Origin of the sequence: Plantactinospora sp. ZYX-F-223 (assembly GCF_039649625.1) — a bacterium.
In the GTDB taxonomy this organism is placed as follows: Bacteria; Actinomycetota; Actinomycetes; order Mycobacteriales; family Micromonosporaceae; genus Plantactinospora.
The window spans coordinates 112,577-126,824 of sequence record NZ_JBDJAV010000005.1 but is presented as its reverse complement, the minus strand read 5'-3'; the positions used below and the strand labels follow the sequence as shown (position 1 = coordinate 126,824).

14 protein-coding genes and 1 pseudogene are annotated in these 14,248 nt (G+C 73.0%); 8 read left to right on the top strand and 7 right to left on the bottom strand.

All coding sequences use genetic code 11. The annotated features are described in order from the left end of the window. Positions 1-52: 52 nt before the first annotated feature. Complete coding sequence (locus AAH979_RS06990; protein ID WP_346257199.1) at positions 53-679, bottom strand: NADPH-dependent F420 reductase; 627 nt, start codon at positions 677-679, stop codon at positions 53-55. Between the two features lie 225 nt (positions 680-904). On the opposite strand from AAH979_RS06990, the pseudogene AAH979_RS06985 reads away from it, so the two are divergent. Next, positions 905-1,051: pseudogene (locus AAH979_RS06985) on the top strand (VOC family protein); the annotation flags it as partial. Positions 1,052-1,166: 115 nt separating this feature from the next. Here the strand turns inward: AAH979_RS06985 and AAH979_RS06980 are convergent. The 3 genes from AAH979_RS06980 to AAH979_RS06970 all read right to left on the bottom strand — a co-directional run bounded on the left by AAH979_RS06980 (position 1,167) and on the right by AAH979_RS06970 (position 5,684). Then, the gene (locus tag AAH979_RS06980; protein WP_346257198.1) at positions 1,167-1,622 is read right to left on the bottom strand and encodes a nuclear transport factor 2 family protein; all 456 of its coding nucleotides are present in this window, start codon (positions 1,620-1,622) and stop codon (positions 1,167-1,169) included. A 95-nt stretch (positions 1,623-1,717) separates the two neighbouring features. Next, positions 1,718-2,473, bottom strand: coding sequence for a YafY family protein (locus AAH979_RS06975; protein WP_346257197.1), 756 nt, complete (start codon positions 2,471-2,473; stop codon positions 1,718-1,720). A gap of 94 nt (positions 2,474-2,567) precedes the next feature. Further along, the gene (locus AAH979_RS06970; protein ID WP_346257196.1) at positions 2,568-5,684 is read right to left on the bottom strand and encodes a BTAD domain-containing putative transcriptional regulator; all 3,117 of its coding nucleotides are present in this window, start codon (positions 5,682-5,684) and stop codon (positions 2,568-2,570) included. Between the two features lie 394 nt (positions 5,685-6,078). Here AAH979_RS06970 and AAH979_RS06965 point away from each other — a divergent pair, with 394 nt between their 5' ends. The 4 genes from AAH979_RS06965 to AAH979_RS06950 all read left to right on the top strand — a co-directional run bounded on the left by AAH979_RS06965 (position 6,079) and on the right by AAH979_RS06950 (position 10,121). Next, the gene (locus tag AAH979_RS06965; protein ID WP_346257195.1) at positions 6,079-6,873 is read left to right on the top strand and encodes a hypothetical protein; all 795 of its coding nucleotides are present in this window, start codon (positions 6,079-6,081) and stop codon (positions 6,871-6,873) included. A 254-nt stretch (positions 6,874-7,127) separates the two neighbouring features. Then, positions 7,128-8,747 (top strand): ferredoxin reductase family protein, encoded by a 1,620-nt coding sequence (locus tag AAH979_RS06960; protein ID WP_346257194.1) that lies wholly within the window; start codon positions 7,128-7,130, stop codon positions 8,745-8,747. A 34-nt stretch (positions 8,748-8,781) separates the two neighbouring features. Beyond that, positions 8,782-9,288: an FMN-binding protein gene (locus AAH979_RS06955; RefSeq protein ID WP_346257193.1), complete on the top strand. Its 507-nt coding sequence runs from the start codon at positions 8,782-8,784 to the stop codon at positions 9,286-9,288. Positions 9,289-9,329: 41 nt separating this feature from the next. After that, positions 9,330-10,121, top strand: coding sequence for an FAD:protein FMN transferase (locus AAH979_RS06950; RefSeq protein ID WP_346257332.1), 792 nt, complete (start codon positions 9,330-9,332; stop codon positions 10,119-10,121). Positions 10,122-10,132: 11 nt separating this feature from the next. Here AAH979_RS06950 and AAH979_RS06945 read toward each other — a convergent pair whose 3' ends face one another. Beyond that, positions 10,133-10,840, bottom strand: coding sequence for a TIGR04222 domain-containing membrane protein (locus AAH979_RS06945; protein WP_346257192.1), 708 nt, complete (start codon positions 10,838-10,840; stop codon positions 10,133-10,135). 9 nt (positions 10,841-10,849) lie between these two features. Between AAH979_RS06945 and AAH979_RS06940 the strand changes: the two genes are divergently transcribed. Next, positions 10,850-11,254 (top strand): hypothetical protein, encoded by a 405-nt coding sequence (locus tag AAH979_RS06940; protein WP_346257191.1) that lies wholly within the window; start codon positions 10,850-10,852, stop codon positions 11,252-11,254. A 494-nt stretch (positions 11,255-11,748) separates the two neighbouring features. On the opposite strand, the gene AAH979_RS06935 is transcribed toward AAH979_RS06940, so the two are convergent. Further along, positions 11,749-12,402, bottom strand: a complete 654-nt coding sequence (locus AAH979_RS06935; RefSeq protein WP_346257190.1) for a hydrolase — start codon at positions 12,400-12,402, stop codon at positions 11,749-11,751. A gap of 42 nt (positions 12,403-12,444) precedes the next feature. On the opposite strand from AAH979_RS06935, the gene AAH979_RS06930 reads away from it, so the two are divergent. Then, positions 12,445-12,819, top strand: coding sequence for a hypothetical protein (locus AAH979_RS06930; RefSeq protein WP_346257189.1), 375 nt, complete (start codon positions 12,445-12,447; stop codon positions 12,817-12,819). Positions 12,820-12,919: 100 nt separating this feature from the next. Continuing rightward, entirely contained in the window at positions 12,920-13,417 is a 498-nt protein-coding gene (locus AAH979_RS06925) for a MarR family transcriptional regulator (RefSeq protein ID WP_346257188.1), read from the top strand. 19 nt (positions 13,418-13,436) lie between these two features. Here AAH979_RS06925 and AAH979_RS06920 read toward each other — a convergent pair whose 3' ends face one another. Beyond that, entirely contained in the window at positions 13,437-14,057 is a 621-nt protein-coding gene (locus AAH979_RS06920) for a DUF6506 family protein (RefSeq protein ID WP_346257187.1), read from the bottom strand. Positions 14,058-14,248 lie beyond the last annotated feature (191 nt).

Sequence of the window (14,248 nt, the reverse complement as noted above, 5' to 3'; positions counted from 1 at the left end):
CGAGGGTGGCCCGGCCGCCTCGGGTGCGGCCCGGCGAGCGGGTGTGCCGCAGCTACGGCGCGCCGAGCTGGCTGTGCAGTTCGGCGCCGTCCAGGTCGGCGAGATAGACCGGGGTACCGGGCTGGTGCCGGCGCCCCTCGGCCAGCCGGCCGGCGTCCACCGGCTCGTACCCGACCTGCTCGATCAGGTCGGAGACCCGCCGTTTCGCGCCGACGTCGTCGCCGGAGACCGGAATGCCGTAACGGCGCTGCGCCGAGGACTGCCGCCCGTACTCGCGCAGGTGGTCCCAGCGCATCGTGTTGAACGCCTTCACCACGTGCGCGTCCGGCAGGTGCCGCTGGAGCAGCTCGCTGGAGGTGGTCCGGTCCTGGTCGAGCTCGGGCAGGTGGCCGTCCCGCTCCGGGTAGTAGTTTCCGGTGTCGATCACCGTCTTGCCGCTCATCGGCTCGGCGGGCAGTTCGGCGTACCGGCCGACGGGTACCGAGACCACCACCACGTCGCCGAACCGGGCCGCCTCCGCCACGGTCGCCGGATGCACCCGCCCGCCCAGCTCGCCGGCGAGCCCACGGAGCGTGTCGGGCCCCCGTGAGTTGGCCACCGCCACCTCGTGGCCCGCCTTGGTGAACAACCGGGCCAGCGTGCCACCGACGTGCCCGGTGCCGACGATGCCGATCCGCACGGTCCTCCCCCTTCCACCGCCTGGGCGGGGCTACCCGACCGGCCACCGGACAAACGCCCGTTCCCGCGCCCGGACCGGCGGACATAGGCTGGCCAGACCGCCCCAGGGAGGTGACAGGGTGACGGCCAAGCCGCTGCTCGGCGGCCGGCACACCGCTCCCGCGCTGATCGAGCACCCCGGCCGGCACTCCGGGATCCAACTGGCGCTCCACCCGCTCGGGCCACGCTGTATGCCCGGGCGGTCGCCGCCGGTGCCGAGGTTGTCCAGGAGCCACGGGACACCGACTACGGATCACGCGACTTCCTGGTCCGTGACCCGGAGGGCAACCGCTGGTCGTTCGGCACCTACCGGGGTGCGGCCGCGCCCGCCTGACCAGCACGCCAGGCGGGCCGGACCCGCACCGCGTCGACGGCGGGGCGCCGGCCCGACCGGTGGGGAGGGCCGGTGGGGGGCGGAGGGTTCATCCCCGCCCCCCACCGGGCCGTTACTACGCGGCGCTGTAGGTCAGGCAGCGGTCCAACTGGACGCTGTCGTCGTGGCTCCAGTACTCGACGATCCGGTCGCCGTCGACCCGGAGGATGTCGACACCGGAGCAGGCCACGATGATCCGGTGTGGACAGAGGCTGCCCGGGTCGTCGCCGGCCCGGGTGAGCTTCCAGCGACCGGCGATCAGGTCGGGCCCGATGATCGGGCCGACCTCGACGGTGAGCCGCGCGTCCGGGCAGCCGGCGTGCCGGCCGGAGACCCAGGTCAGCAGCGCCTGGCGGCCCCGGACCTGCTCCGGCGACCCGCCGGGCACCGGCAGGTGGGCGAGAACCGTGGGCGCGAGGATCTCCTCGACGAGCGACCGGTCGCCGTTGCGCAGCGCCATCCAGTTCTGCCAGAGCATCGGCCGGGAGTCGACGGGGACCACGGCCGAGCTGTGGTTGGTGTTGATGGTCATCGCGAGAGTCCTCCCGTGGGCGGTGATCCGGCCCGGTCCGCCGATCGCGTCGGCGGCACCACGCCGGCCTCGTCACCCACCATTCTCGGCGCTGGTCAGGACAGCATCCTGTCCGCTTTTCTCGACGAATCCGCTCGTCCGGGCAGTTGCAGCCGGGTCGCCGGCACGTCGAGCCCACCCCGCCAGGCGGGCTCGATCGACCGGGGCGGCGCGGTCTCGTTGGTCGGCGCCGCCCGGCGCATCCGGTCCAGCCGGAACCCGCGCACCTCCTGCCGCAGCCGGCACCAACCGACCAGATACCACTGCCGGCCGGCGCCGAGCAGCTCCACCGGCTCGATCAGCCGGTGCGAGGTGGCGCCGTTGCGGTCCACGTATTCGATCGCCAGCACGGTGCGGCTGAGCAGCGCGTCACCCGCGGTCCGGAGCACCTGCCGGGCGGGCGCCCCCGACGGTTCCGGCTCCAGCGCCGTGAGCCTGATCCGGCCGGCGAGCTCGGCGACGGCCTCCACACCGGACGGTGGCATCACCGCGAGGATCTTGTGCAGCACCGAACGCGCCGCGTCGAGGAACGGGGTGTCGGCCATCGTCTCCAGCGCGACGGCGGCGGCGATCGCCTCGCGCGGGGTGATGTTCACCGGCGGCAGCGTGTAGGCCCGGTCCAGCACGTAGCCGCCGCCCCGGCCCAGCTCGGGGTAGATGGGCACGCCGGACTCCTGTAGGGCGCCGATGTCCCGCCTGATCGTGCGCGCGTCGACCTCGAATCGGTCGGCGAGCCAGCGTGCGCTGCGCGGTCGGGGTGCGACCGCGCGCAACTCCTCCACCAGGGCATAAAGCCGATCGGTACGGTTCACCTGCCAAAACTACCGGTCCGGTACGACGTTTCCGGCGGCTCGCGCACCGGCCCGGCCTGGTCGGGAGCCGCTCTTCGCCGACCTGGGCGGCGGGTCAGGAGCCGCTGCTCACCAGCCCGGGCGCGTCGGCCAGCCGCAGCACGATGCCGGCCAGTGCCGGAGTGCGGGTGTCCCGGGGATCGCTGAGGATGCCGGCCCAGAACCGCGCGTCCCGGGCCGCCTGCCGGTCGCCGGTCTCGTCGTACGCCCGGGCCAGCATGTTCAGCGTGGCCGCCTGGGCCGACGGCATGCTCATCTCCTCGAACGTCCGGACGCAGCGGCGCAGTACCCCGACCGCCGCGGCGGCCCGCCCCTCGCCGATCCAGCTCACCGCCAGGTCCCGGGCCAGGCCGGTGGCCCAGGGCCGGTCACCCAACTGCACCGCCAGGTCGTGGCTCTGCTGGAGCCGGTGCACCGCCTCGTCCCGGCGGCCGAGGCAGACCGCCGCCGAGGCGAGGTGCCGCAGGGCGGCCAGCAGCACGTACCGGTCGTTGACCGTACGCAGCAGCGCCACGGCCCGCTCCGCGGCGGCGTACGCCAGCGCCGGCTCGTCGCGGAGCAACCGGGTCACCGCGAGCGCGTTCAGGCACCGGGCGGTGACGATCTCGGCGGCACCCAGCCCGTCGGCCTCGGCCACCGCCGCCTCGTCCACCGCCAGCGCCTCGTCCAGCCGCCCCAGCCCCCGGTACGCGGCGGAGAGCACCGGCGCGGCCAGCAGGGCGCCCAGCGGGTCCCCCTCGGCCCGGAACAGTGCCACCGCCCGCTCGGCGGTCGACGCGGCGTCCTCGGCGCGGTTCTGGTAGTCGTAGAGCACCGCCTCGTCGCTGAGCAGGCAGGCCAGGCCGTGCCGGTCGGCGAGCCGCTCGTACCGGTCCCGACCGTCGCGCAGCCGCTCGGCCGCGCCCGCCAGGTCACCCCGGGCCAGTTGGAGCAGGCCGATGACGAAGTCGGTCCGGGCGATCGTCCGGTCGTCGCCGATCCGCTCGGCGGCCTGCCCGGCCAGCCGCTGCACCGCCTGGAGCTCCGTCCAATGCCCGTGCACCCAGCAGAACGGGGCGAGCCGCTCGGCGAGGTCGATCGCGGCCCGTTCGGCGCCGCACTCCATGGCGAGTCCGAGCAGGCTGGTGAGGAAGTCGAGTTCGGCGGTGAACCAGCCCAGCGGGTCGGCGGCGATCCGCTCGGCGGCGCGCGGTGGGCGTACCCGATCGGCCGGTTCCGCCAGGCGGGCCCAGGTCAGAGTCCGGGGCAGCCGGCGAGCGGCGCTGCCGGCGAGCGCGGCGGCGGCCGCCACCAGCCGGCGCTGCGCCCCCGCCCGCCGCCCCGGCTGCCCGGCCGGGACGGCGGGGAGACTCGTCGGGGCGGCCACCCCCAGGGTGCTCCCCACTGTCGACAGTGGGCGGTCGTCGGCCACCGCGAGTTCCTCGGCGTAGACCCGGAGCAGGTCGTGCAGGCGGTAGCGCGGTTCGCCGCCGTCGGCCGGCCCGGTCACCTCCAGCAGGCTCGCCTCGACCAGCTCGTCGATTACCCGGTCGGCGTCGGCGCGCTCCAGCACCTCGGCCACCGCCCACGCCGCGAAGCTGACCGGGCCGAGCGAGCCGAGCAGGCCGAACGCCTCCCGGGTCGGCGGGGAGAGCGCCTGCACGCTCAGCGCCAGGCTGGCCCGGACCTGGAGGTCTCCGGCGGCCAGTTCGTCGAGGCGCTGCCGCTCGTCGTCGAGCCGGTCGGCGAGGATCGCCAGCGGCCACGAGCGGGTGGCGAGCCGGGTACCCGCGATCCTGACCGCCAGCGGCAGGTTGCCGCAGGCGGCGGCGATCCGGGCCGCCTGGCCGGGCTCCTCCGCCACCCGTTCCGGGCCCACCACGTCGGCCAGCAGCGCCCGGGCCTCGTCGTCGGTGAGCGGACCGACCGGCAGGTGCCGGGCGTCGATCAGCCCGCTGAGCCGGCGCCGGCTGGTGGTCAGCACGGCGCTGCCGGGAGTACCCGGAAGCAGCGGCCGGACCTGGGCGGCGGTGGCGGCGTCGTCGAGCACGACCAGCACCCGCCGGTCCGCGAGCCGGGCCCGGTAGGCGGCGGCCAGCGCGGAGAGGTTCTGCGGCAACGCCGAGCCGGGGACGCCCAGCACCCGGAGCAGGTCGGCCAGGACCGCGGCCGGATCCCGGGGCGCGGCCGAGGCACCGGCCAGGTGTACGAAGAGCTGCCCGTCCGGGAACCTGTCCCGGATCCGGTGTGCCACCGTCACCGCCAGCGTGCTCTTGCCCACGCCCGGCTGGCCGGAGACCGCCACCACCGGCACCCCGCCGGCCGGTTCCAGCATCCGCTCGATCCGGTCGATGCTGCCGGCCCGGCCGACGAATCCCGGCAGGCTCGGCGGTAGCTGGCAGACCGGGAACGGCGACCGGGGAGCGGCCTCCGGCCGGTTGCCGAACCGGCCCACCGACGGCTCCTCGCCGCGCAGGATCGCCTGGTGCAGCCGGCGCAGGTCGGGACCGGGCTCGACGCCCAGCTCGGTGACGAAGATCTCCCTGGCCCGCTGGTACGCGGCCAGCGCGTCGGCCCGGCGCCCGGCGCGGTAGAGCGCCACCATCAACTGGCCGTACGGCCGCTCCCGCATCGGGTGCTCGGTCACCAGTTGGTGCAGTTCGGCGAGGACGGTGGCGAGGTCGCCGTCGGCGCGCAGGTCGGCGTCGACGCAGTCCTCCTGCGCGCCGACCCGTTCGAGTTCCCACTGTGCGAGTTCGGGCTCCAGCGTCGGCACCGTCAGGTCGGCCAGCGGTCGCCCCCGCCACTGCCGCAGCCCGCGCCGGAACCGGTCGGCCGCCAGCACCGGATCGCCCGCGGCCAGTGCCGCCCGGCCGGTGGCGACCTCCCGCCGGAACACCAGTACGTCGACGTCGTCGGTCTCCACCCGCAGCAGGTAGCCGTCGCTGCGGTGCTCGATACTCAGGCCGGGCAGCCGCTCCCGCAGCCGCGAGACGTAGGTCTGCAGGTTGGAGGCGTACGAGGCCGGTGGGCGGTCACCCCAGAGCGTCTCCACCAGCCGGTCGACGGTGACGAGCTGGCCGGCGCCGACCAGCAGCGCGCCGAGCACGGTGCGCTGGTGCCGGCTGCGCAGCACCACCTCGGCGCCGGAGTCCGTGCAGACTCGCAGCGGCCCGAGCACCCCGAACTTCACTCGCCGTCTCCTGAGAACCGCCGGCAAATCACGGACATGAAACCGTACTACGGTGTCTGCCCTGGATGTGGCGGTGTACCAGGGCTGTGCCCGCGTGGCGTGTGGCAATCGTGTGGCAGTTGTGTGGCGGGCATCCCCAAGCTGCTAGAGGCCCGTGGGGGGCGGGCCGGTCACGGGGGTCGGCGTTCGGGGGGACTCGGGTGCCGGGGAAGTGTCCCTGACACCGGATCGAGCGCCGGGCACCCGACCATCCGATGTGTACCGCGGCCACCCGGCGCCGGTCCGGCCCGTGACGGTCGGGCCGTCCCCGCCGCTGGTCCTAGGGGCACCTCCGGTGCCCCGGCCAACCGGTCTCGGCCGGCCGCGACCACGCAGTCTTCTTCGAGAGGCAACCATGTCCACATATCCACCCCCGGGCTACGGCCCGGGTGAGCCGTCCCGCGACCCGCGATACTCCGGCCAGTCCGGCGGATACGGCGGTCCGGCGGGCGGCGGCTCCGGCTACCCGCAGTCCTCCTCGGGCGGCTACCCGCAGTCCTCGTCGGGCTCGTACCCGCCCTCCTCCGGCTCGTACCCGCAGTCCTCCTCGGGCTCCTACCCGCCGCCCTCGTCGTCCGGTGCGTACTCACAGTCGCCGGAGCCGTACCCGCAGGCGTCCGGTTACCCGTCGTCGGGCGCGGACCCGTCGGCACCCTCCTCGCCGGCCGGGCCGGCACCGCAGTTCGGTACGCCGGTCCCGGCGAAGAAGAGCAAGGCGCCGCTGGTCGTCGGCATCGTTCTCGGCGTCGTGCTGCTCTGCTGCGGCGGCAGCACCGCGGCGTACCTCTGGGCCGGCGACGACGGCACCGACCCGTCGAACGTCGCCGCCGGCGAGCAGACCCCGAGCCCGAAGCCGCGCACGAAGACGACGCCGCCGAGGGGCAAGGCCTCGCCGACCCCGGAGGAGGAGTCGATCGAGGGCAACCTCGACCAGTTCAAGAAGGGCGACTGCCTCACCATCGACGAGGCGACCGACGAGGTCGAGGAGGCGAGTTGCGGCAGCAAGGGCGCGCTCAAGGTGCTGCTGCGCAAGGACGGCACCACCAGCGAGTCCGCCTGTGAGTCCACCGACTACACGCAGTACCTCTACCAGGACGGCACGATCGGCACGCTCCAGGACTTCATCCTGTGCGTCGGTCCGGCCCGCTGACGGCGGCGCCGCGGGTGAGCCGCCCCCTCGCGGCCCGTGAGGGGGCGGGCCGGCAGGGGTGAGCGGGTGCGGTCGGCCACCCGGGGCGGTGGGTCGACGGAAGCCGACCAACGGGGGGTGCGGTGGTCCGGGGCGGGGAGCGTCCGGGCCACCGCACGGTCGCTTCCTTAGCCCCCAACCAAGCGATTCTTAAGACTGAACTAAGCGGGCCGTCCGGACTGGTTTCCGCCACTGCCAACCGGTACATATTCTTCGTGACTCGTCGTCGGGATGTCGAAACGGCCGAGCCGCTCACCGAATGGGTGACCGGCCTGCTGCCCCGGGTGCCGTCCGAGGACCCCTACGACCGGCCACCCCGGGGGCGGGAGCGCGAACCGTACGACGAGTTCGAGCGCTACGCCCCGGCCGAGCCGGCGCGTGCGGAGGGTGGCTGGTCGAATCCGTCACGTGGCCGCGAGCCCTGGTCGTACGCCGAGGAGGCACCCGCGCACCGGCCCAACCCGATCAGCGGGGCGGCGGAGGCGGCCCGGCACCGGGAGACCGCCGAGGTCGAGCCGTACGACCGCAGTGGCCGGCTCTTCTTCCACATCGTCTTCTGGTCGGCGCTGGCCACCAGCGTCGAGCTGTGGTGGCTGAACACTCCGGCCGGGTCGATCCGGACCACCGCCGACATCCTGATCGCGGGTGGCCGGCTCACCGGCATGGTCGGCGGTTTCCTGCTGCTCGCCCAGGTGCTGCTGATGAGCCGGGTGCGCTGGCTGGAACGCTGGATCGGCGCGCACTCGCTGCTGATCTGGCACCGGGAGCTGGGCGCCTTCCTGCTGCTCGCCATCCTGGCGCACGCCGGACTGATCGCGGTCGGCTACAGCAAGCTCACCAACACCCCGATCGTCGAGGGCACCTGGACGCTGCTGAGCACGTACGAGGACATGATCAGCGCGACGGTGGCCACCGGCATCCTGGTCGGCATCGCGCTGCTCGCCATCCGGGCGATCCGCCGGATGATGAACTACGAACTCTGGTACTACCTGCACCTGAGCACCTACCTGGTGCTGCTGTTCAGCTACGGCCACCAGTTCGCCACCGGCCAGGAGCTGTCCAAGCCCGGCTTCGGGCAGTACTTCTGGGCCGGGCTCTACGTCTTCGTCATCGCCTGTGTCCTCTGGGGACGGATCATCTCCCCGATCGCGTTCAACCTGCGGCACCGGCTGCGGGTCGAGGACGTGGTGCCGGAGGCGTTCGAGATGGTCTCGATCTACATCTCCGGCAACCGCCTCGACGAGCTGGACGCCCGAGCCGGGCAGTACTTCCGGTGGCGGTTCCTGACCAAGGGCTGCTGGTGGCAGGCGCACCCGTTCTCGCTCTCGGCCGCGCCGAACGAGCAGTGGCTGCGGCTGACCGTCAAGGTGGTCGGTGACCACACCGAGTCCCTGCAATACCTGGAGCCGGGTACCCGGATCTTCGCCGAGGGGCCGTCCGGGGTCTTCACCGCCGACCGCGCGATCCGGCCCCGGGCCCTGCTCATCGCCGGCGGCAGCGGCATCGCGCCGATCCGGGCGCTGCTGGAGGACCTGCCCGAGCAGACGGTGGTGATCTACCGCTCCCGCAGCGAGGAGGAGCTGCTCTTCCGCGACGAGCTGGACTTCCTGGCCCGGTCCCGCAACGCCCAGGTCTGGTACGTCATCGGTTCCCGCGAGGACCCGGCGCCCCGGCACCTGTTCACCGCCAAGGGCATGCGCGAGCTGGTGCCGGACGTACGCCGCCGGGACGTCTACCTCTGCGGGCCGCCCGGGCTGGTCGACGTCTCGATGCGGACGATGCGCAAGCTCCGGGTGCCGCGCCGGCAGATCCACCTCGACCCGTTCGAATTCTGATCCCCGCACACCACCCCCTACGGAGGTACATCCCGTGCGTCGCGCCGCCTTCGCCGTCCTCGGTACCGCCATCGGCGCCAGCCTGCTGATCGGTGCCAAGCTCGGCACCTCGACCGACGACCCCGGCACCCAGGTGGCGCTGGAGGAGGAGACCGGCGACGCGGCCGCGAGCCCGACGCCCTCCGGCAAGGCTCCGGCCGGGAAGAAGACCACCGCGCCGCCGGCCAAGAAGCCCCCGGCCAAGGCCCCGGCGGGCGGGCTGAAGGACGGCACCTTCGTCGGTGCGACCGCCAACTACGACTACGGCGCCATCAAGGTGACCATCACGGTCGCCGGCGGCAAGGTCACCGACGCCGACGCGACCTATCCGGACGAGGACCCGACCAGCGCCGGGATCAACGAGAACGCGATCCCGAAGCTGCGCCAGCAGGCGCTCGCCGCCACCAGCGCCAGCAAGGTGAACACGGTCTCCGGGGCGAGCCTGACCAGTGCGGCGTACAAGGCGTCGCTCCAGTCCGCGCTCGACAAGGCGAAGGCCTGAGTCCGATGGGTACCGCCGGGCTGCGCCGGGTCGAGCAGATCATGGGTACGCCGATCAGTGTGCAGCTCACCGACCCGCTGCCGGCCCGGCGTCTGGAGGCGCTGGCCGAGCAGACGTTCGACTGGTTCCGCGAGGTGGACGAGCGGTTCAGCACCTACAAGGAGCAGAGCGAGGTCAACCGGTTCGACCGGGGCGAACTGTCTATCCAGGACTGTTCCGCCGACCTGCGGCTGGTGGTCGAGGCCTGCGCCGACCTGTGGCGGGAGACCGACGGCTACTTCGACGCGTACGCGACCGGCCGGTTCGACCCGTCCGGCTACGTCAAGGGCTGGTCGGTGCAGGTGGCCTCGGACCGGCTGCTGGCGGCCGGCTGCCGCTCGCACTGGATCAACGCGGGTGGGGACATCCGGGCCCGGGGCGGGCCGCGACCCGGCGAGCCGTGGCGGATCGGCATCCGGCACCCGTGGCAGCAGGACAAGATCTGCTGGGTGCTCGGCGGCAACGACTTCGCGATCGCCACCTCCGGCACGTACGAGCGCGGTTTCCACGTGATCGACCCGTACCGGGGTGCCCCGGCCACCGAACTGACCTCGGTCACCGTGGTCGGCACCGACCTCGGCCGCACCGACGCGTACGCGACGGCCGGGGTGGCGATGGGTCAGGCCGGGCTGCGCTGGCTGGCCGACCTGCCGGACCACGAGGTCGGCATCGTCACCTCCGACGAGCTGTGCTACCGCACCGACGGCTTCCCGGTGCTGCCCACCGAGCCGGCCCAACGGCCCACCATGACCCGCTCCGACCTGCCCGGCCAGCCCGCACCCCGGCTGGGCTGACCGGCCGGGGCTCAGACGTGCCCGGTGGCCCCGCCCGCCGGCATCGAGGAGCTGTCCAGCGGGGAGTCGCCGAGGTAGCGGGACCAGGTGCCGCCGTCGAGCAGTCCGCCGTCCCGGACGAACCGGCGCACCGCCGGCAGCAGCCCTGCGGTGCCGTACAGCGCCATCGCCAGCCCCGGTTCGAGTCCGGCCGAAACGCCGTCCGGGCCGACCGGAAGGGGATGCCGGCGCCGGGCGTCGCGCAGCGTACGTCCGCCGGAGAGGGTGCGGCGGGGCAGGAACCAGCCGGCCATCCCGACGAACGCCAGCACCACCAGCAGGCCGACTCCGACGCCGAGCAGGTCGACCGCGACCAGCCGGGCGACCACCATCGGCAGCACGAGCACCAGCATGGCCGGCAACAGGAACCGGCGCCAGGCCGGGCGGAGCAGTCCCAGCCCGATCAGGCCCTCCCGCTGCTCGGCCAGGGCCTGCCGGACCCGCCGCTGGTTGGCCACCTCACGGGGTGACGTCGAGCCGTACAGCGCACCGAACAGGGCCCGTTCCAGCGGTTCCGCGTACGCCGGCATGCTGCCGGTCCGGCTGAGCCCGCCGGGTCGGGCGGCCGTCACACTTCCCCGGCCGTGCAGCATCACCAGTGCGGTCCGGACGGCACCCCAGGCGCCACCGGTGAGGTAGCCGAGGTCCGTCGTGCTCAGGTCGCGGGACAACGCCGTCATCCTTCGAGTGTGACTCCTCTGACGCCTGAGGGCGTCAGCTTCTCTGGCCGCTCACGCGGTCAGCAGGACCAGCCCGGCCCTGTGTACGTTCGTCGCGCCGACCACGTCGGCGTGGTCGGCGAAACCGCACGCTACGCAGACGAATTCGGCCTGGGTGACGCGGTTGTCCCGCGTGCGGTGCCGGCATGCGGGGCAGGTGCGGGAGGTGTCGCGAGGATCGACCCCTACGGTGACACGTCCGGCGCTTTCAGCCTTGGCGTGCAGTACGTTGAGGAACACCCCCAACCCGCGTCCAGGATCGAACGGTTCAATCCCGCCTTCTGGGCGACGTTGCGGCCCGGCTTGTCGATCGTGCCCTTCGCCGACCGAGTCATGTTCCTGATCGGCAACGCCTCGTGGGCGATCACATCGTAATGACGGACGAGCCACAACGCGATCTTGTGCGCGTGGTCGAGCCGCCGCCGACGCACCTTGCGATGCAGGGCGGCGATCCGGGCACGGGCCTTCCGGCGCCGGTGCGACCCGCGCTCGCACCGGGCCAGGGCGCGCTGGGCGTCGACGAGCCGGCCGGCGGAGGCGGCCGGCGGAGGCGGCCGAATGTCGTGGGTTGTCGATGTGAAGGCCGTCGGATGTGGTCAGGAACGAAGTCACACCCATGTCGATTCCGACCGTGCGGCCGGTCGCGGGCAACGGTCCCGAATCATCGACGTTGTTTTCGCAGCTCACAACCCACATGCACATCGATATCCTATCACTGTCCACACAGCAATTCTTGAGGGGAGGTAGCGCGGATTCCCCCGTCGCCTGAAGGCGGCGGTCCCCTCCGCGCGCGAACCTGATGGAAAACCCGCGCACGCCTGTCACGGCCGCCTGGCGCAGCCGGGTCGACGGCTGGCTGGGCGGGACGGTCAGTCGGGCAGGTGGCTGACGAACCACTCCGCCGCCTCCCGGGCCACCTGGTCCAGGGCGCCGGGCTCCTCGAACAGGTGGGTGGCGCCGGGCACCACCCGCAGCTCCGCCCCGGCGTGGAGGTCGGCGAGTGCCTGGTTGTTGAGCCGCAGCACCTCGTCGTCCAGCCCGCCGACCAGCAACAGCGTCTCGGCGCGTACCCGAGGCAGGTCGGCGCCGGCCAGGTCTGGGCGGCCGCCCCGGGAGACGACCGCGTACACCCGGTCGGGGCGCTGCGCGGCGGCCGAGAGCGCGGCGGCGGCGCCGGTGCTGGCCCCGAAGAGTCCGATCGGGAGCCGCCCGGCCGGTTCGCCGGTCGCCAGCCAGTCGACGATGCCGACGAGCCGGCCGGTGAGCAGGCCGATGTCGAAGCGCAACTCCCCGGTCCGGTCGTCGAGCGCCTCCTCGTCCCGGGTCAGCAGGTCGACCAGCACGGTGGCCAGGGCGCGGCGGTTCAGCGCCTCGGCCACCATCCGGTTGCGCGGGCTGTGCCGGGAACTGCCGCTGCCGTGTGCGAACAGGACGATCCCGCGTGCGTCGGCGGGGACGACCAGGTCGCCGGTCAGTCGTACATCTCCGGCCGGAATCGTGGTCTCGGTGCTCCGGGTGTCCATTCGACTGCCTCCCATGCCTTTTCCCGGCGGAGAGTCGCGGGTGTGGCGCTGACCGCCGTCCTGTCGGCCTTACCCGGCGGCGCCGGGCTCAACCACGCGCCGCCGGCCGCCTGGCACCCGGGTTTGCCGGTGCGCAGTCGGGGAAGGCCGGAAAGTCCGACCAGGCACCGGGACGGCAGACGCGCCGACCGGCAGACGAACGTGAGGGACGTTATGGCCCGCCAGAAACCCGGCAAGGCGAAGTCCGGCTCGGCCCGCACCGACGAGGCGGGACAGCAGAATCCCGACCGGAGCGAATGGGCGGACGAGGCGGCCAAGGCGAGGTCGCTCGACGATCCGCGCCGGACGCCGCCGCGTGACGCGGTGGGCATGCCGTCCAGCGGTGAGCGGTACTCGGAGGATCCGCGCGACCGCTAGGACCGCAACGGCCGCCCACCCGGCGACTCGACGGGCCCGCACGCCGGTCGCGCCTGGTGGTGCCTGAGCCAACTGGCTTGGTGTCAAGTAAACTCGCCCGGTGGAGGCTGCTGATGCGGTGGACCGGATGGTTGCGCAATGGGCCGAACGTGACCCGCAGCTGGATGTCAGCCCGCTCGAAGTGGTCGGTCGTTTGCTGCTCTGTGCCGACCAGGTCCATCGTGCGATCGTCGCGGCGCTTCGTCCGCTCGGCTTGACCTACGGCGACTTCGATGTGATCAACACGCTACGTCGGCTCGGCGATCCCGAGGGCACCAACCCACGGCAGCTGACCCGGGCCGCGCTCATCACGTCCGGTGCGATGACGACCCGGCTGGACCGCTTGGAACGGGGCAGGTTGATCGTGCGGACCGCTGACCCGGCCGACCGGCGCGGCGTACTCGTCCGCCTGACCCGCCGGGGCGAACGGCTGGCCGAGCAGGCGGTTCGAGCCGTACTCGACGTGGACGAGACGTTTCTGCAGCCGCTCAGCGGGCGGCAACGAGACGCCGTCGCCGCCACGCTGAAGCAGCTCCTGCTTCGGTACGAGGAGGGCTGACCGATAGCCGGTCGAGCGTTCAGCCGCGCTCGGCCATCCGCGCGTCGAACGCGGCCTTGAATGCGGCCGCCCCCTCGATGGATTCAAACGGCCAGCTGACCAGCCTCACCGGAACCCGGTCCCCCACCGCTTCCCGGACCCGGGCCGCCGTGGTCAGCGGAGTGCCGCCGCAGATCTCGACGAGTTCAGCCCCGCCGTCGACCAGTTCCGCCGCGACCTGGGGAAGGTCTGCGTCCGGTGCGCCGATCACCGCCGTCCAGCCGCCGGTGGCGTGCTCCCGCACGACACGGTCGGTGGCCGCGTTCGCCAGCGGATGTTCGTAGATGGTCACCGAGCGCTTGAGCGATCCGCGGGGCGCCGTCCCGGCACCGAAGGCACCGGCCACGCCTACCGGAGCCCGCCCGTCGACGGCTTCGATCACCTGCGCGGCCGACGCCAGGTCGAAGCCGCGGTACAGCTCGATGAGGCGGACGCCCGTCGCCGCCAACTCGGCCGCGACCCGCGCCGCCGCAGAGCCGTCCGGTGCCCAGACCAGCAGGGTGTGACTGCCCGCGTTGTCGACGACCACCCGGTCGACGGCCGGGTCCGTGCCGGGCTCCAGAAAGATGAACGTCTCGGCAAATACCAGGTCGGTGGTCATGTCGGCTCCTCCATGATCGCTTGACGTCTTATAGCTTGATATCAAGCTTTATCACTGCAAGCGTCGGGCCGACATGGACATTCCTGATTGTGCCGCGTGTGGCGGCAATCACCCCCGGTCGATGTGTCACGCGCGTGGCGCCCCCCGGACCCATACGGGTTGCGGTACCAGATGGACGGCTGCGGCGGCGC